The sequence below is a fragment of the Desulfovibrio litoralis DSM 11393 genome (genome assembly GCF_900143255.1).
GTDB lineage: Bacteria > Desulfobacterota > Desulfovibrionia > Desulfovibrionales > Desulfovibrionaceae > Frigididesulfovibrio_A > Frigididesulfovibrio_A litoralis.
The window spans coordinates 246,189-263,307 of record NZ_FRDI01000004.1 but is presented as its reverse complement, the minus strand read 5'-3'; the positions used below and the strand labels follow the sequence as shown (position 1 = coordinate 263,307).

18 protein-coding genes are annotated in these 17,119 nt (G+C 35.4%); 1 reads left to right on the top strand and 17 read right to left on the bottom strand.

The window, feature by feature from the left end; genetic code table 11:
- Positions 1 to 7: 7 nt before the first annotated feature.
- The 6 genes from trxA to BT999_RS05995 all read right to left on the bottom strand — a co-directional run bounded on the left by trxA (position 8) and on the right by BT999_RS05995 (position 4,929).
- Complete coding sequence (gene trxA, locus BT999_RS06020; protein ID WP_072696868.1) at positions 8 to 331, bottom strand: thioredoxin; 324 nt, start codon at positions 329 to 331, stop codon at positions 8 to 10.
- Positions 332 to 501: 170 nt separating this feature from the next.
- A complete protein-coding gene (gene tsaD, locus BT999_RS06015) occupies positions 502 to 1,632 on the bottom strand; it encodes a tRNA (adenosine(37)-N6)-threonylcarbamoyltransferase complex transferase subunit TsaD (RefSeq protein ID WP_072696867.1) in 1,131 nt (376 codons plus the stop codon).
- An 89-nt stretch (positions 1,633 to 1,721) separates the two neighbouring features.
- The gene (locus BT999_RS06010) at positions 1,722 to 2,063 is read right to left on the bottom strand and encodes a DsrE family protein (RefSeq protein ID WP_072696866.1); all 342 of its coding nucleotides are present in this window, start codon (positions 2,061 to 2,063) and stop codon (positions 1,722 to 1,724) included.
- A 96-nt stretch (positions 2,064 to 2,159) separates the two neighbouring features.
- Positions 2,160 to 3,077 (bottom strand): DHH family phosphoesterase, encoded by a 918-nt coding sequence (locus BT999_RS06005; RefSeq protein WP_072696865.1) that lies wholly within the window; start codon positions 3,075 to 3,077, stop codon positions 2,160 to 2,162.
- A 126-nt stretch (positions 3,078 to 3,203) separates the two neighbouring features.
- A complete protein-coding gene (locus tag BT999_RS06000; protein ID WP_072696864.1) occupies positions 3,204 to 4,391 on the bottom strand; it encodes an MFS transporter in 1,188 nt (395 codons plus the stop codon).
- Between the two features lie 175 nt (positions 4,392 to 4,566).
- Positions 4,567 to 4,929 carry a molybdenum cofactor biosynthesis protein MoaE gene (locus BT999_RS05995; RefSeq protein WP_072696863.1) on the bottom strand — a complete coding sequence of 121 codons (363 nt, stop codon included), beginning with the start codon at positions 4,927 to 4,929 and terminating at the stop codon, positions 4,567 to 4,569.
- A 35-nt stretch (positions 4,930 to 4,964) separates the two neighbouring features.
- On the opposite strand from BT999_RS05995, the gene BT999_RS05990 reads away from it, so the two are divergent.
- Complete coding sequence (locus BT999_RS05990) at positions 4,965 to 7,745, top strand: tetratricopeptide repeat protein (protein ID WP_072696862.1); 2,781 nt, start codon at positions 4,965 to 4,967, stop codon at positions 7,743 to 7,745.
- Between the two features lie 259 nt (positions 7,746 to 8,004).
- On the opposite strand, the gene BT999_RS05985 is transcribed toward BT999_RS05990, so the two are convergent.
- From BT999_RS05985 to BT999_RS05935, 11 genes are all read right to left on the bottom strand, one after another.
- The gene (locus BT999_RS05985) at positions 8,005 to 8,811 is read right to left on the bottom strand and encodes an MBL fold metallo-hydrolase (RefSeq protein ID WP_072696861.1); all 807 of its coding nucleotides are present in this window, start codon (positions 8,809 to 8,811) and stop codon (positions 8,005 to 8,007) included.
- A 156-nt stretch (positions 8,812 to 8,967) separates the two neighbouring features.
- Positions 8,968 to 9,204 carry a DUF3781 domain-containing protein gene (locus BT999_RS05980; protein ID WP_072696860.1) on the bottom strand — a complete coding sequence of 79 codons (237 nt, stop codon included), beginning with the start codon at positions 9,202 to 9,204 and terminating at the stop codon, positions 8,968 to 8,970.
- A 217-nt stretch (positions 9,205 to 9,421) separates the two neighbouring features.
- Positions 9,422 to 9,727, bottom strand: coding sequence for a DUF6506 family protein (locus BT999_RS05975; RefSeq protein ID WP_072696859.1), 306 nt, complete (start codon positions 9,725 to 9,727; stop codon positions 9,422 to 9,424).
- A gap of 251 nt (positions 9,728 to 9,978) precedes the next feature.
- A complete protein-coding gene (locus tag BT999_RS05970) occupies positions 9,979 to 10,494 on the bottom strand; it encodes a GlcG/HbpS family heme-binding protein (protein WP_072696858.1) in 516 nt (171 codons plus the stop codon).
- A 72-nt stretch (positions 10,495 to 10,566) separates the two neighbouring features.
- Positions 10,567 to 11,049: a dTDP-4-dehydrorhamnose 3,5-epimerase family protein gene (locus BT999_RS05965; RefSeq protein WP_072696857.1), complete on the bottom strand. Its 483-nt coding sequence runs from the start codon at positions 11,047 to 11,049 to the stop codon at positions 10,567 to 10,569.
- Positions 11,050 to 11,052: 3 nt separating this feature from the next.
- Positions 11,053 to 12,171 carry a CDP-glucose 4,6-dehydratase gene (gene rfbG, locus BT999_RS05960; RefSeq protein ID WP_072696973.1) on the bottom strand — a complete coding sequence of 373 codons (1,119 nt, stop codon included), beginning with the start codon at positions 12,169 to 12,171 and terminating at the stop codon, positions 11,053 to 11,055.
- Between the two features lie 99 nt (positions 12,172 to 12,270).
- Positions 12,271 to 13,065, bottom strand: coding sequence for a glucose-1-phosphate cytidylyltransferase (gene rfbF, locus BT999_RS05955; RefSeq protein WP_072696856.1), 795 nt, complete (start codon positions 13,063 to 13,065; stop codon positions 12,271 to 12,273).
- 146 nt (positions 13,066 to 13,211) lie between these two features.
- Positions 13,212 to 14,045 carry an ATP-dependent sacrificial sulfur transferase LarE gene (gene larE, locus BT999_RS05950; protein ID WP_072696855.1) on the bottom strand — a complete coding sequence of 278 codons (834 nt, stop codon included), beginning with the start codon at positions 14,043 to 14,045 and terminating at the stop codon, positions 13,212 to 13,214.
- Between the two features lie 47 nt (positions 14,046 to 14,092).
- The gene (locus BT999_RS05945) at positions 14,093 to 15,262 is read right to left on the bottom strand and encodes a homocysteine biosynthesis protein (protein WP_072696854.1); all 1,170 of its coding nucleotides are present in this window, start codon (positions 15,260 to 15,262) and stop codon (positions 14,093 to 14,095) included.
- Between the two features lie 42 nt (positions 15,263 to 15,304).
- A complete protein-coding gene (locus BT999_RS05940; protein WP_072696853.1) occupies positions 15,305 to 15,733 on the bottom strand; it encodes an FKBP-type peptidyl-prolyl cis-trans isomerase in 429 nt (142 codons plus the stop codon).
- A 188-nt stretch (positions 15,734 to 15,921) separates the two neighbouring features.
- Complete coding sequence (locus tag BT999_RS05935; RefSeq protein WP_072696852.1) at positions 15,922 to 17,112, bottom strand: saccharopine dehydrogenase family protein; 1,191 nt, start codon at positions 17,110 to 17,112, stop codon at positions 15,922 to 15,924.
- Between the last annotated feature and the right edge of the window lie 7 nt (positions 17,113 to 17,119).

Below are 17,119 nucleotides of genomic sequence, written 5' to 3'. Positions count from 1 at the left end.
AGTTATTTTATAACGAAGCTTTTTTAGCCAAAAGCTCTTTAATGCTGGCTTTAGAAACCGCACCGGTAACCATGTCGACAACTTCACCTTTATTAAAAAGAATAATAGTCGGAATAGCACGAATTGCATATTTACTTGGAGTAACTTGATTTTCATCAACGTTCATTTTAGCGATCAAAGCTTTACCTTTATATTCTTCCGCCAATTCATCAATAACAGGTCCCATAGCTCTACAAGGACCACACCAAGGCGCCCAAAAATCTATTAATACAGGGGTAGAAGATTTCAAAACCAGTTGTTCAAAGTTGCTGTCGGTAATTTGTTCTGCCATAATAAAACTCCTTTTGAATTAATACTTAAATAAAGTCATATAAAAAAACTATTTATAACCACAAACAATGAAAAATCACAAAACAAGCTATAAATTGTCAAAGTTTAATATCACGTGCAAGTAAAAAAATCATGCACACTTTTTATTAATAGTTGGCACAGTTAATTGTGTCAAGCAATAAGGTAGTCATCAGGAATATTTTGCCCTTTAGGAACGGCATTCAAACTTAAAGAATGGTGTAACCCCAAACCGCCCAAAAGCCAACCGGTATAAGCCACCATAGCCGCATTATCAGTGCATAATTTTAATGAAGGAATCAATAAAGGTAACTTAAACTCGTTAGTAAAATTTAGCAAATATTTTCTCACAAAAGAGTTTGCCGCCACTCCGCCGGCAAGATAAACGGCTTTTATCTCTCCTTTTTTCTCTTTCAATAAAGCACGTTTTAATTTTTCCGTAACAGTAGTCGCAACGGCATGATTAAAAGACGCAGCCAAGTTATTTAACTCGATATTATCTGTGTTTAGTTGTTCTTGCTCTAAAGATAAGGTCAATAACTGAGGATTTTTGGAAATATACATACTGACGGCGGTTTTTAATCCACTAAAACTAAAGTTGAGATTATCATTATTCAAATAAGGTAAGGGTAAAAGTTTAGGAATAATTTCGCCTCGTTGACCTAAAGAATCAAGCCATTTACCACCAGGATAAGGTAAATTTAAGAGTTTTGATACTTTATCAAAAGCCTCACCGGCCGCATCATCTAAGGTTTTTCCCAACAAAATAAATTCTCTTGGGCTGTTCATACGATAAATATGAGTATGCCCGCCCGAAACCAATAAACCAAGAGCAGGAAATATAAGCTTTTGTTCTAAACCACAAGCCAATAAATGTGCCTCTAAGTGATTTACTCCTATAAGTTTTGCATTTGTACCAAGAGCCAAAGCCTTGGCAAACGCCATTCCTATTAATAAAGCACCCAAAAGCCCGGGACCTCTGGCAACGGAAATCAAATCAATGTCCTGACTTTTCACACCTGTGTCATAAAGTAATTTATCATATAACTTTCCGATTAAACGATAATGTTCCCTTGAGGCAAGTTCAGGAACAACACCACCGAAAAGAGCGTGCAATTCTGCCTGACTTGCCAGCACAGAGCCTATAAGCTTACCTTGTGGAAACTCTCTATAGCTTATTTTTTCTGATTTTAAATCTTTTTCTAATAAGCTTTTGTCAATATCGCCCTGATATAAAGCGAGGGCGGTTTCATCACAAGAACTTTCTATTCCTAAACAAAGCAACGGCTAAACCTTCGTTAATTAAATATTATTAGTTTCATTAATAAACTAAAACAAACAAATTCACACAACAAATATTTTTATGAGGAAAACTAAAAAGTTATAATTTTCTCATTATCCTGCAAAATTTCCGTCAATGGCTCTCCCATATATTTCACGTCAATATCAAATTGCAGAATTTTTTCAGTAATACCATATTCATCGGCACACCTCTTACAAGCAGAAATATGAACACCAACTTGTTTTAATTCTGCCAATCGACTTTGAAGCTCAAGGTCTTCAGACAAGAGCTTCATGGAAGGCCCCCAAACGATCAGGTGTACTGATTCCCACCATTTTTTTAAAACAGCATTTTTGGCATACATAAAGACAAGCTTAAGAGCAACATCTTTTTCTCCGGAACTCCAGATAATATTTATTTTTTTATTGCTCATTGTTCTATCACCTGTGTTTTTTCATCAAACTTTATAAATATGCACTCAGCAAAAACAAATATCCCCATGTTATTATACCACGGGGATATTTTTTACTTACTTATCTGTTGTATTAATCGTTGTAATCAATGATTTCAAGGCTTCTTCGGCTTGTTCAACAGGAACTTGACAAGTTCCGACTTTATCGTGTCCGCCGCCGCCAAATTGTAACATCAAACTTCCAACATTAACCTTACTACTGCGATTTAAAATTGAGTGTCCAAGAGTAAAGACAACGTTTTGCTTTTTAAATCCCCACATAACCTGCATGCTTATGTTGCAATCGGGGAATTCCGAGTAAACAACAAAGCGGTTTCCCGTATAGATTTCAGGAGTATTTCGCAAATCAGTAACCAATAAACGGCCATAAACCTTAGAGTTTTCTTGAATCATTTTTTTAAACAATTTATCTTGTTCAAAATAGCGATTTACCCTTTCGTGAACATCAGGAATTGCCAAAATTTCAGCAGCACTCATAGTTTCACAACAATCAACCATATCAAGCATCAACTGGTGATTGCTGATTCTATAGTCATGATAGCGACCAAGCCCCGTGCGAGGATCCATGATAAAGCCCAATAAAATCCAACCTTGGGGGTTTTCTATTTCTTCTTTTGTAAGATTACCGCTATCAACCTTGTCAACAGCAGACATCATATCGTCAAAACGTCCGGGAAATTTGTCTTTTCCGCCGTAATATTCCCAAATAACTCTGGCACAACTGGGAAGAGGCTTACTTAAACCCACATATTTTGTATCGCCTATTCTTTCAAGTTCGCTACTGTGATGATCAAACCAAATTCCGGCAGAAGGATGATAAGGCACATTTGCCAAAATATCGTTACTGTTGATTTCTACTATCCCATCTTGAATATCTTTAGGGTGTGCAAATTTATACTCATCAATTAAACCAAGATGTTTTAAAAGAGCCGCACAAGCTAAGCCGTCAAAATCTGAACGAGTAACTAATCTCATAATAATTCTCCATTTATTTAAAACATTAAACAAATCAACAAAATATATTCAAGCTAAAAAACGATAAAAAACATTATTATCTTTAGTGTATATAAGATAATTAAGATAATTATGCAAGGCTAAAAACTATGCTTTTTTTTGGATAAATAAATAGACTAAAATCAGTAAAACACACATCATCAAAATACTGACTTCAAAAATGCTTGCCAATCCAAAATGTTTCAATAAAAAACCGCTCAATAAAGGCCCCAAAACCTGTGCCGCTCTAATAATCATAGCGTTAATTGCCATAACCACAGCCCTTGATTCTTCGGGCGTATTAAGCATAATCTGACTATAAATATTTGGAGTAATAAAACCCTGACCAAACCCATAAATAGCAACAGGTATAATCAACCACCAAAGCCCGGTAAAAAAATAAATTGAACTTAAAGCAACGATATGACAAAAATAACTTGTCATCATAAAAAAACGCGGACTAAATAACGGGGCAAAACGACCAAGCAAAAATGCACCACACGCAGTTGACAAAGCTCCAAAAGCCAAAACAGTACCGATTTCTGATGATGAAGCCTCAAACTTTAAATGTGCAATAAATGAAATTCCGGTATATATCGCGGAATAACCTGAAACAAAAGTCAAAAGGCTGACAACAAAAACAGCCAATATCTTTTTATTGCGTAAAATATGTAGCGTATTATCCAAATAATGAGAAATCGTATCATTATTTTTTAATGGAGGAAATTCCAGTCTTGAAGCCGCAAAAGCAGCCGGCAAAGCCAACAAAGGAAGAAAAAAAGGTAAACGCCAATTAATATCTCCGAGTAAACCGGATAAAAAAGGAAAAAAAGCAACACCAATGCCCATAGCCGTTGAATTAAGACTAAGCATTTTTATACGCTCTACCCCTTGATATAAATCACCGATAATTGTAGCATATAACATTAATAAAGGAGCAGCCCCAACCCCCATCAAAAAAGCAACAAACAAAAAGCTCAATAAATCATTGGTAAACGCACAAGCCAAACTGGCAAGAGAATGCCAGACCAAGGCAACAAGTAAAAGTTTTTTACGCCCCCAACGATCAGCCAAAACGCCGGCAACCGGAGATAAAAAAACACCGGGTAAAGCGATAAGCACCAAAACAATTCCTATATCATGCAACTCAACATTAAAATGCTTTGCTAAAAGAGGAAATAAAGGAATAACCGAAGAAACGGCGATAATAGAAGCGAGGGTAATACTAATCAATGTTGCTTTTTGAGCAAAATCACTCAGTTTTTGTTTTTTTACAGGAAGCGGTTTGTGTGTCATTAGTATAAATAGTAAATAGAAGTAACAAGTTAAAAAAAAATCTTACAATAATTTATATGTAAAAAACAATAAATCACGATTAACACACATAAACATAAATAAAATAAAATAAAAAATGGAACATAACTTGCATATTATTCTCTAATATACAAGTTATGTCATAAATTAAAAAGATTTATGCCAATTTTTCTTGTTTAACAACAGCCTCAGACTTAATTCTATCTAAAAGCTCGGAAAAAACTGCCTTAACATTTTCTCTAAAATCACCGGCAACCACCAAAATTAAAGCGTCATCTCCGGGTTTTAATTCGCCCTCATAAGCATGAGCCAGAATTCTAAAAATACCCTGACGCTTTTCAAGCTCTTGCCTGATCTCTTCGATTTTGTTATAGTCAACAGTAATAACAAGCGAGCTTACCTTGCTACCGTCTTTACGTGAACTGCCTCTTATAACTCCGTTATGAACCATAACCATGCCGACTTTATCGGTAAAACCGGGTTCTTTTTTTAAATTTGCTATAGCTTGATTTATATCCATTTTATGCTCCTATTTATATTTTAAAGGTTAAAAGAATGAAACTCAGTGAATTAATTGCAAACCTGCCAAAAGTTAAAGAACCACAAATAAACGCACAAGGTTACATAGTCTGGGCTGTCTGGACAGGCGAACCTAGCAATGTTGTCGAACAAACCATTACGGATTACGGTGGGTTGTCTATATCAACAGCCGAGAATCAAGGATTATGGTTCTTCTTTTCCAGTGATGTTTTTTTAGCCGCCGGACGTTTGGATTCTTGGGCAAAGTTCAATAAACTCAATTATACGCTGGTGATTTTACCATCAACTTTATTGGTTGGCAATGAAAGACTTTTTGAAATTGAACTTTCACCCGAATTTCTTTCATTAGACATAAAAGCACCTACAGAATTTAAAATATTTACTCACCCTACAGCCAGAGAACACGGTGGAACCCCGGGGCTTAAATTTAATCAAATTACTACTCCAGAAGGTTTTCCTAGCGATGAGTGGACTGAGATCGAGGCTGATCCACGCCTTCAATATAAAGCATCATTGGGCTGGTATTGCCTTTTGCGTCCTCTCGGAAACCCGCTTGACAAAGCTTTTCAAACTGGTTGGCGAGACTTTTTTTCTCAAATAGAGTCTATACTTCAAAGAAATAAATTTCGTTATACCGTCCATGAATATTTTTTACTTATTCCTTTGGAAACATTAAAAAATTTCCAAACATGGTGTAAAGACTATCTGGCACTTGTCAAAAAACTAAAAGACAATATGGAAAACCCGGTTGACGAGCCAAGCCACTATTGGCCTTGTGTAATCGCCGTCGTCGACAGAAAAGGTTTAAACTTCAGTAATGACCTGCCTCAAAAAGTTAATATAGACTGGGATCAGCTTATGCCTGATCACCCCATAACAACAAGTCGCAATGGTCTTTTACTCGGAAAAGATTTTAATCTCCATAGCGTCAGACTTTCAAATATAGACGATAACCAAAGTTGGTGTAGCGTCAGCTTATTGGAAGAAGGCGAAAAATCTTCCGGCATCTTAGCAAACTTAGTTCCCATCAAACTTGTTTCCGGAAAACAAAACCACTGTTTTTATTGCGGACAAAGAGGACACGCCACAACAGAATGTCCCTCAAAACAACTAAAAGACCTTGAACCTGATTTATGGCGAAAGATTGCTTTTACTGATTTTTCTGTTTTAAAACAAACAGTAAGCAAGATAGAAGACGGAATAGGCTCTCAAACCCCTAAAGAAGTTCTTACTAATCTATTGACAACTCACGGAAATCAAGGGCTTTTAATACACGGTATGTTCGACATCAACGTTGCGGTTCAACAACGCATGTTGCAAAGAATGTTTTTAACCAGAGGAAAGGAATATCCCAAAGGGCTTGAAGATTACGGCGCAAGAGACGAAAACCCTATATGGAAACTTGTTGATTCTTTACCAAGCGGTGATCTTATTCCGATTGATAAAGAACTAACAACTCTTATAAACAGATATCCAAGAGATTACCGCCCCAGATCTTTACAAGGTTTTGTCGCCATGGAAAGAGAAGATTACCAAAGGGCTCAAACTATGTGGCGAGAAGCAGAAACTTATAGTGCCTCTCCGATGCTTCAAGCTTGGCATAAATTCCTTGAGGGGCGTTTACACGAAATTCAAGGACGCTTCCACCAAGCAATTGCTCTTTATGACGAAGTTCTTCGTATCTCTCCTTTATGGCTTGATGCCTCATATCGTAAAATTATCTGTCAAGTCAAAACAGGTTTTGCGGAACAAGCTTTTTCCGCTTTAATAAAACTTATGGATAAAGATGCTAATTATTTCAACAAAACCCTGCTCGACCCAGAAATGGAACGAGGGCATATTATTATGCTCACAGGCTTGTATACTGCTTGGAAAAACGCAGAAACAAAGATGATTGAAGAAACCAAAAACATGGACCGAATAAAAAACGAACTAAGCGGTTGGTTTCCTGAAAATACTCCATTTGCCTTAAAAATTATAGATAGAATTGATTCGTTAAAAAAACTTAGCGAAAAACATAATTATGTTCCATATCAAAGTGTTATACAAGGGCGTTCGGCAATAGAGCGAGATATGCAATTACATATAAACGCAGAGGGACGCAGTTTTAAAACAAAATTCAAAAACCTGATGGAACGTCTTATGATTATTAGAGACGAAACCTCATGGTTACCGTTTTCCAGTAGCTTTATGGAATTTAACAAAACCTACAACCAATGTGCAATTAACCTTAACTGGGCAATAAAAGCCAACTTTCAAGTCGCCGATCCCTTTAGAAAAGCACAAATATTAATTACTCAAGAAGAAGAAAGACTAACCAACCTTGAATCACGCTTGAAACTATTACGCATTATCCGTGATGTTACTTTATTTTTATTAACTACGGGAAAAACTTTTCTTATAATGTGGTTGCCTCTTATGTTTTTAATTGTTGCAGGAATACCACTAGGCATTTTTTATGTCGGTGAAAACCCAAGTATGATGAATAATACCCTTTTAAAATTTTTATCAGATAACCGCTTTGAGGTTCAAAAAAGTATTATAATTATATCAACTATGTTGTGCTTCTCTATCAGTGCCTTAAGAACAACTTTTTCTTTTGAAAAAATAAAAAATAGGGTTTTTTCTACCGCTAAAGAAGAACAAATTGCCAAACAAAAACGTCGTAAAGAATTACTGAATAAAATGATGCAACAAGAACAAGTCAAAAGAGATTCAAAAGGCAGAATAATCCCTGATACCAGTAAAATAGCCAAAGAAGCCGTTATAAAGAGCCAGATGAAAAAGAAAATATAAGCTCTATAAATCAAATAAACTATTACTATAAAAAAAGACCACGATATAAAAATATTATGGTCTTTTTTATTAAAAACATTATTATTTATGTTGTAAACACAATATTAATTAGATAATTATCTATTGTGCAATATTGTGGGGTAAAAAATATCACCTTGTATAATATAAGTTTAAAGAGCAAATTGAACAAACAAAGTCATATCAAGACTAGTACACCATTAATTAGCACTTATTATATTACTAAAAATATTATTAATAATTACCACTCAATATCCATTCCAACCCCAACTTCATAAATTGGGATTGTTTTGTGTATTTCTGCTTTTACATTAAATGACACACAATGACACGGATACAATTGTGTTATCTTATTTCGTTTGAAATAATTAATTGTTTCTTCTAGTTGATGGCTAAGCTCAAAAAGATGAAACCCACCAAGAACGCCAAGAACTCTATCACTGTTACAAACTTGCTTAGCGTATTCTATAATATTACATATTCCACCATGAGAACACCCTGTTATAATATATATACCTAAATCAGTTTTATAGACTATTGCAGTATCATCAACAACAAAATCATTTTCTATTTTATTATTTACTTTGCAACTGCCAATAGCATTTCTGATTTCAAAATCATTTGAGGTGGGAATTTCACCTAAAAAGTATAAATTATTACTTAGTTGTATAGGCTTTGAGGATAAAATAAGTTTACTGTTTTGAGCTAACTCCTTTTCTGACAAAGGTGAACCTATCTGTTCACGACCAAAAAGCTTTTCGTTAAATGCATTAGTGTGGGCAATTATATTAATTTTAGAGGAGTTAAATTTATCAAAAAAATACTTTAAACCACCTGTATGATCGTTGTGTCCATGAGAAATAACAATAGTAGAAATATCCTTTAAATCAATCCCAAAAGCAGCCGCATTTTTTATAAATAAGTCTGAATAACCAACATCAAAGAGTAATTTATATCCTTCGTCTTCAATGTAATAACTGACTGCTGGTTCACCATAGTAATATTCATCTATAAAAGTATTGTTATCAACTAATATTTTTAATTTCAATTTATCCTACCTTATTTCTCTTAATATTCTAATCTAAATTTAGAGATTAAAACACAACATATTAATTATGTGAATCTTAGAGTGAACTTTTATCCAAATTTTCAACTGAGCTGCCAATAATACCAACAGACCGTATTAAGATAACATTGAATATATTCATACTTTTTTGTGTGCGGTAATAATAGTATAACTATATGAATTTATGGTTATAACAGCATTATCAACCTGTACATACCAATTCTTACCTCTTCTTATTATGTCATCTGCAATTCTGATTTTCTGTTTGCACCAATTTATGACATCTACATTTTCCAATGCAAGATTTTTCTTTATGCGTTGTAAACCTAATTCAGTTGTATGAATTTTATCTATATTAATTATTAAGTCATTCATAAAGTACTCCACAAATCATACAAAATATAAACTGAATATTTTTTTATTATAGACCTAACATAACGCTATTAAGTCAATATTTCCATCCTATTATACTATCACAATGCTTATTGTAAAGTCTAGAGAAGAAACAAAAAAACCGCCTAACTTTTCTTTTGTTAAACGGTTGGGAATTGTTTAAGTACTTATGTATAATTAAGTTAAAAATGCTTATTTTCTATTTAAAAATTTCATCTCCACTTTTAAAATCAAAACCAGGATGAAAATCAAATCTGACGGCACCAACAGCAGCTTTTCCCGCTACTGCTTTGCTTATCATTGCTAAACCCTCATTGCCAAAACCAGCACATAATTCCAACGCTTTTACTCCCTGTTCAACTAATTCAATTGCTACCGCTTTAGCTTCTTCATAGTCTTTAACACCGACAACGGTAAGACGTACCACTGGTGTATCCACTACTGTTCTATGTAATTTTGAATCTACCTCTGGAGCTACAAATATAAATGCTGCATTGACTTTCATACCAAATCTTCCTCTCATTTTTTTATTTAACACATTATTTTTTCTGCTACAGATAAACCAACTATTCCCTGCATAATATCTTAACATAGAAAAAGGATTATTTTTCTAAGTAATTTAATGAATTATTGCCCAAGTTAATGCCCCAAACTAAGACCTAATAACAACATAAAATATAAAAAAGACCGCTATATCATAATACAGTATAACGGTCTTATTTAATACTTTTAACGAATTGATTTCATTTAATACTTTTAGTTTTTCTTTTTACTAGCACGCTTAGACAAAACGCTTGCTCCAGCTTTAGAAACTGCAACATCATTTTCAACCGAGCTACCACTAACACCAACAGCACCAATAATAACGCCATCAGTATCTAAAATAAGCTCACCGCCACCAAAAATAGCTAAACCATCGTTAGTAGCTTCGATACCAAAAAGAGGTTGACCCGGCTGAGCGGCGGCACCTAAATCAGTAGTAGACATATTAAAATAACGGGCTGTTTTTGCTTTTTTTACAGAAATATCAATACTACCTAAAAAAGCACCGTCCATACGAGCAAAAGCCTTAAGGTTTCCACCGGCATCAACAACAGCGATATTCATTAAAGTGCCTTGTTCTTGAGCCTTGGCTTTAGCGGCATCTATTACTTTATTTGCTTCTTCTAAAGTAATATCACCACTTAAAAACAACTTATCATTTGCAAAAGCTACGCTTGCAAACAAACAACAAGTTACCATTAACATAAAACTCAATAAAACCTTTTTCATAAATACTCCTATATTTTAAATGATTACAAAAAGCGATTTAAGAAAACTATTTTATCAAAATGATCTCAGGAACTATAAACCCCACTGATAAGGAATAAGAGTAGAATTTGCGTCAATTCGCTCTGATTCTTCCGGTAAATGTGGAATATCAGCACAATTTGCCACTAATGCCCCTTTATCATCTAAAGCAGTAAAACCATACCACAAACCGGGTGGAATTTGTAAAAGCGAATAATTTTCAGGTCGCCCTAAAACTACTTTCATAAGTCTACCAAAACTCTTTGAAGCTTCTCTATTATCATAAATAACAAACAAGACTTTACCAAAAGGAACGCAAATATTCTGAGTTTGTAATTTATGTTTTTTCCAAGCTTTAATAGCTTTTGGCTCAAGCTCAGAAAAATACACTTCTCCAAAAGATGTAAATAATTCTCCGTCGTTACGCAACATATGTAAAACAGGTCCGCCGACTGTCTCAATTATTTTCAAAGGTTTTATTTTCACATCAACTATGAAAGAGCTTTCCGTGATGAGTGAACTTTCCGTCTTTTGCATTTCTTACTTCTTTAAACTCGCCCAAAAAATGCCTCTTTCTTGAGCTTTTTGGGTATAATTTTTAATTTGTTTTAAAGTATATTCGTACATATCTTGCGTTTTACCGTCTTTAGCATAATAAGTCTTATACCACTCAGCAGTAAAAGCAATAGTTTCTTTAAACTCCAAACACGCCTTCCAGTTAAGGTGTGCCAAAGATTTATCACAACATAATTTAAGCAAAGTACATTCTTTTTTTCCGGCTATATCTTCTTTGTTCATACGGCTTTCAAAACCGGTCCAAAAAGTTGATAAAGACTCAACAACCGAAGCAACATTTTGATTAACATCTGACGGAGGACCAAAGTTAAACGCCTCCCCATTAACGGCAATAGGATATTCATCATTCAAAAGCAATTTTGCTCCTGTCCACAAATATCCTGATAAAGGCTCGAGAACATGCTGCCAAGGTCTTGTTGCCCAAGGGCTTCTTATATTTACGGGCGTATTGGCGGCATAAGATTTTGCACAATCAGGAACGATACGATCAACGCCCCAGTCTCCGCCACCGATAACATTCCCCGCTCTAACAGAAACCGCTTTTGGCGACTTAGAAAAAAAGCTCTTGATATAAGAATGTATGATTATCTCAGCACAAGCCTTAGACGCACTGTAAGGGTCGTTTCCGCCCAAGTGGTCTGTTTCTCGATAACCAAAAACCCATTCATCATTGCGGTAACATTTATCACTGGTAATCATCACCAAAGCTTTTAAATTAGGCAATAACCTTGCTGATTCAAGCACATTTAAAGTTCCAACGGCATTAATTTCAAAGGTGGCAACAGGGTCAACGTAAGAAGGTCTAACTAACGCTTGTGCCGCCAAATGAAAAATGATTTCCGGCTTAAACTCTTGAATTGCAGCGGAAAGCGTTTTTAGGTCTCTCACATCACCAATATAGTGTTTAATACGCTTCTTAAGATTTAAAACCTCAAAATTATTTGGTTCGCTAATGGGTTCTTCCAAAGAATAACCCGCAACCTCAGCTCCAAGAGAAAGCAGCCAAGCCGTAAGCCATGAGCCTTTAAACCCCGTGTGTCCCGTAACCAACACTCTTGTATTTTTATAAACACCATTAAAAATGTTTTGCATATCCATAAATATCTACCTTAAATATCTGTTTAAAGCACTTATTTGGTTCGGCTTTAACTCAACAAGTTGACTAATAACGTTGCTTTTAGCTTAAATCCAAGGGCGTTTACCGTCTTCCCACATTTGGGTAAGTAACTGATAATCTCTAAGTGTATCCATACACTGCCAAAAACCTTGGTGTTGATACATTGAAAGCTGTCCTTCTTTCGCTAAGCGTTCCAAAGGTTCTTTTTCAAGATCACAACTTTCGTCTTCTGTTAAATAATCTAAAAACTCACGTTTAAATACAAAAAATCCACAGTTAGTATATTGGTTTAAAATAGGTTTTTCTTTCCAAGCTAAAATATTGCCTTGATCATCGGTTTGAACCGTTCCAAAACGAGAAGGCATGCGTACGCCTGTAAACGTTCCCATTTTACCTGAGCGAATATGAAAATCTAAAAGTGCATCAATATTAACATCGGAAACACCGTCTCCGTAAGTTACCATAAAGCGTTCAGTATCAATATATTTGGCGACTCGTTTTAACCGTCCGCCCTTTTGGGTTTCTTCACCCGTATCACAAAGAGTTACCTTCCAGTCAATCGGGGTGCAAGCAATTTCATTACCTTGTTCATCTTGTCGACAATGTGAAACGCTTTTACCGGAACTCAAGTCAACGGTAAAATCACTATTACGCATTTTATAATCATAAAAATATTGTTTAATAACATCGCCTTTATAGCCAAGAGGCAATACAAAATCTTTATGTCCAAAGCGTGCATAACGCTCCATAATATACCAGATAATCGGTTTTCCGCCTATTTCAACCATGGGTTTGGGTTTATATTCCGTTTCTTCTCTAAGGCGAGTTCCCTTACCCCCGCAAAAGATTACTACTTTCATATTTTCCTCTGGATTTATATTTAGTTTTTATGTCAAAGCTTAATATCATCTTACGACCATTGTAGACTAAGCTTTATCTTTTTTATCATTTTACACACTGTCTATACAGAACATAAACGAAAGCTATTTAAAAAAATTATATAGTTTTATTTCGTATCAAAATAACCACTGATTTTATCACTTACTACTATTTTAATCTGCTTTATATCTAAACTCAAGAACAACTTTTGAAGTTCCTCAAATAAAAATTCTCTTGAAATCAGATATTCATGCACACCACTCAATTGCAATAAATAACCGTTGTTAGTCAAACGCAAACGAAAATCAGGCATTTTATATATTTCGCCACTGTCTACTCTATCAGAAAAAAAAGTCAACAACTTAGTTTCGGCTTGTTCAATAATATTAAGATAAGTCTCTGTTATATTAAAGTTATACTCAAATCTGGTTAGTAAACAAGGGCGTGCCTGTTGTTGTGGGTTATCCAACCCTGTTTTTTGGGCAAAAGAACGAACCCAATCTTTAGTTAGCCCAACTTCAGCCAAAGGCGATAAAACTCCAAGTTCAAATAAGGCTTTTTGTCCCGGGCGATATTCAAAAGAATCAGAAGTATTAGAACCATCAACCAAAGTATATGGGCTTTTTTGTGATTCTAAATATTTTAACATTAATACAAACATTGCCTTTTTACAAAAATAACAACGCTCTTTATCGTTCACAGCCACTTCGGGCGTTAATAAGGGATTATAAACAAGCGAAACAAAATCAAGACCTTGCTCTTTTGCCCAAGTTTCGGCATATTTACTCTCTGTCTGTGGAACATGAATTCCCTTAACATGAATACAAAGCGGTCTAAGCCCTATACTTTTCGCTGTATAAGCCAAAAAACGGCTGTCTAAGCCACCGGAAAATGCAATAGCAAGTCCGTTAAAGCTATGAAGCCGTCTTTCAAGCAATTCATAAAGTTTATTTTTTTCCAAACAAAAATACCTTCGTAATAAAAGCTAAAGAAATTACAAACTATTGCTTAACCAGCCGGGATAGCTTCTTGAGCTTCTGTCAGTAAGAAGTCTCCTTTTTCTATCCAACTTTTTAACGTATTTGCACATTCAAGAGACATTGCATAACTGGTTAAAGGAACAGAAGGAACTTTGTTACCCATGATTTCAACTTCGCCACTCTTTAAATCAGCAAAATTAAGATGTTGAATTGTTTTAAAATCACAATTCGGGTAATCACGCCCATAATCTTTAACGGGCATTAAAATATCAGAATCATCAACTCCGGTAAACCAGGCGATTTCTTCATTTAAAATAGGAATAGGAATAGCAACGCCAACGGCAATAGTACAACCATAACCTAAAAAGGACAAACCTCTTATATAACGAGAGTTCATACCCTTCATATCTCCCTTAAGCATCAAAGTTCCTGCTGCACTTAAAGGCAAGCCTCGTTCGGTACGTTGAGGTTTGGCAACGTGTTGCGTGCCTGCTCCAAGCACCCAGCCAACACCACCACCCAAGAAAATTTTTGTTCCAAGCCCAATAGTGCGGAATAAAGGATCATTCAACAAAGGGGAAAGTTTTCCCGCTGTTGCATAGTTAACGTTTTGCATATTAGGTTTTAACGGCCCCATATAGGTATAAATAATACGTTTTGTCGTATTAATAGCCGCATTATAATTTTGATAACAATTACGAGGGTTTAAAAGCTGAGCATAAGGCAAGTCAGCAAGAGAAACAACCCGCTCTTGAAGTTTAGACGGATAACAATCTGTTCCATACGCCTGTGCTTTAAGGTTAATACTGCGACCGGCAAGTAAGTCTTCTATAACATGCCCGCCACCATATTTGAATTGCCCCGGATAAACCTTATTTAAAGGGTCATCTTCGCTAGGTTCTGTTGCCCCAAGATAAGCATCAACCGCCGCTATACCGGCATAAGCCGGAACATTGTTGAGCCAGACCTTAGCCGTCTTAATAGTTTGTGGTCCGGGTTGACCCGTATTAAACAACATGCCGGAGGAACACATAGGCGAAAAAGTACCGGTTGTAACAACATCAACCTCACGGGCAGCTTTTTCTTTACCCATGCGTTTAACGGCTTCTGTCATTTCTTCTGCGTTTAGAACAACGGCTTTACCTTTACGAATACGCTCATTAATTTGTGCTATGGTTTTATTTACGCTAAAAGACATACTTATTACCCTTATATTCCTCTGGCTCTATCTAGTAAAAAATTACAATATTTCTGCTATTTCAATATTAAAAATTAAAGTTTTTCCCGCTAAAGGGTGGTTGGCATCAAGCACAACATGTTCATCTGTAACTTCCGTAATCATAACATCAAGGGGAACTCCGCCTTCCATGTTTAATTGCAATACCATTCCCACTTCAGGATCGATATTTTCAGGAACTTCGTTACGGGGAATGGTAATCGTTTCTTCTTCGTTATATTCACCGTAAGCATCGGCAGGGGCGATTGTTGTTGTTACTTTATCGCCGACTTTTTTGCCGGTTACGGCTTTTTCAAAACCGGGAATCAATTGTCCTTCGCCTAAAACAAACTCTAAAGGTGTTCCACCAATGTTAGAATCAAACTCTGTTCCGTCTTCCAAAGTTCCGGTATAAAAAACTTTAACAGTATTACCTTTTTTTGCTGTACTCATTAAGTTACTCCAAAAATTAAAATTAACAGATTATAACCTAATGTAAAATACAAAAAGGTTAAAACGACGTTTATCAATTGCCGGCTGTAATCAAATATAAATTTAATTGTTAATCACAGCCGTATCCACAACTTACTATAATAAATCATTTCTGATTTAACAAATAAAAAATATCTAAAACTACAAAGTTATTTTGATTCGCTCAAAAAGACTTCATTCCAAGGTAAACCATATTCACTTAAAGTCTTTAAAAACGGATCGGGGTCAAGTTGTTCAATATTAAATACGCCCGTGCCTTTCCATTTTCCGGTAACCATCATAATAGCACCAACAACAGCCGGAACACCGGTTGTATAAGAAATAGCTTGAGCTTGAACTTCTTTATAACAGGCTTCATGATCACAAATATTATAGATATAATATTTACGTTCTTTTCCGTCTTTTATTCCTTTAATCACACAACCGATACAGGTTTTTCCCTTTGTTAAAGGACCAAGCGACGCAGGATCGGGTAACAATTCTTTTAAAAACTGAATAGGTACGATCTTTTGACCTTTAAAATCAACAGGATCAATACGCGTCATGCCAACATTTTCTAAAACTTTTAAGTGATTAAGATAGTTATCGGAAAAAGTCATCCAAAACCTTGCTCTTTTAATTCCCTTAAGGTTTAAAACTAAAGACTCAAGTTCTTCATGATACATAAGGTAGCATTTTTTATAACCAATTCCATCAGGAAACTTATAGTTCATAGACCAAGACAAAGGATCGGTTTCAACCCACTCGCCACGTTCCCAATAACGCCCTTTTGCCGTAATCTCACGAATATTAATCTCAGGATTAAAGTTTGTGGCAAAAGGTTGACCATGATCACCTGCATTACAATCGATAATATCAAGTTCATGAATCTCATCAAAATGATGTTTTTGAGCATACGCACAAAACACATTTGTTACGCCCGGGTCAAAACCTGAACCTAAAAGGGCCATTAAACCCTTTTCTTTAAAACGCTCTTGATATGCCCACTGCCATTTATATTCAAACTTTGCTTCGTCTAAAGGTTCATAGTTTGCAGTATCAAGGTAATTAACGCCTGTTTCCAAACAAGCGTCCATAATATGCAAATCTTGATACGGCAAAGCAACGTTTAAAACCAAATCAGGTTTAAAAGATTTAATTAAAGCAACAAGCTCCGGAACATTATCAGCGTCAACAACCGCGGTTTGGATAGGACGTTTTAATTGTTTGGCTATTTTATCACACTTTTCTTTTGTACGAGATGCTAACATAATATCAGTAAAAACATCAGAGGCCTGAGCGGCTTTATGTGTTACGACCTGACCTACTCCACCTGCTCCGATAATTAGTAATCTTGCCATTTTTCAA

What these genes read in the sequence shown, in the direction of transcription:
- BT999_RS05945 (WP_072696854.1), bottom strand. Translation starts at nt 15,262, where the DNA reads ATGTCTTTTAGCGTAAATAAAACCATAGCACAAATTAATGAGCGTATT.
- BT999_RS06005 (WP_072696865.1), bottom strand. Translation starts at nt 3,077, where the DNA reads ATGAGATTAGTTACTCGTTCAGATTTTGACGGCTTAGCTTGTGCGGCT.
- BT999_RS05940 (WP_072696853.1), bottom strand. Translation starts at nt 15,733, where the DNA reads ATGAGTACAGCAAAAAAAGGTAATACTGTTAAAGTTTTTTATACCGGA.
- BT999_RS06000 (WP_072696864.1), bottom strand. Translation starts at nt 4,391, where the DNA reads ATGACACACAAACCGCTTCCTGTAAAAAAACAAAAACTGAGTGATTTT.
- BT999_RS05980 (WP_072696860.1), bottom strand. Translation starts at nt 9,204, where the DNA reads ATGAATGACTTAATAATTAATATAGATAAAATTCATACAACTGAATTA.
- BT999_RS05965 (WP_072696857.1), bottom strand. Translation starts at nt 11,049, where the DNA reads ATGCAAAAGACGGAAAGTTCACTCATCACGGAAAGCTCTTTCATAGTT.
- BT999_RS05935 (WP_072696852.1), bottom strand. Translation starts at nt 17,112, where the DNA reads ATGGCAAGATTACTAATTATCGGAGCAGGTGGAGTAGGTCAGGTCGTA.
- trxA (WP_072696868.1), bottom strand. Translation starts at nt 331, where the DNA reads ATGGCAGAACAAATTACCGACAGCAACTTTGAACAACTGGTTTTGAAA.
- BT999_RS05990 (WP_072696862.1), top strand. Translation starts at nt 4,965, where the DNA reads ATGAAACTCAGTGAATTAATTGCAAACCTGCCAAAAGTTAAAGAACCA.
- BT999_RS05970 (WP_072696858.1), bottom strand. Translation starts at nt 10,494, where the DNA reads ATGAAAAAGGTTTTATTGAGTTTTATGTTAATGGTAACTTGTTGTTTG.
- BT999_RS05995 (WP_072696863.1), bottom strand. Translation starts at nt 4,929, where the DNA reads ATGGATATAAATCAAGCTATAGCAAATTTAAAAAAAGAACCCGGTTTT.
- BT999_RS05975 (WP_072696859.1), bottom strand. Translation starts at nt 9,727, where the DNA reads ATGAAAGTCAATGCAGCATTTATATTTGTAGCTCCAGAGGTAGATTCA.
- rfbF (WP_072696856.1), bottom strand. Translation starts at nt 13,065, where the DNA reads ATGAAAGTAGTAATCTTTTGCGGGGGTAAGGGAACTCGCCTTAGAGAA.
- BT999_RS06010 (WP_072696866.1), bottom strand. Translation starts at nt 2,063, where the DNA reads ATGAGCAATAAAAAAATAAATATTATCTGGAGTTCCGGAGAAAAAGAT.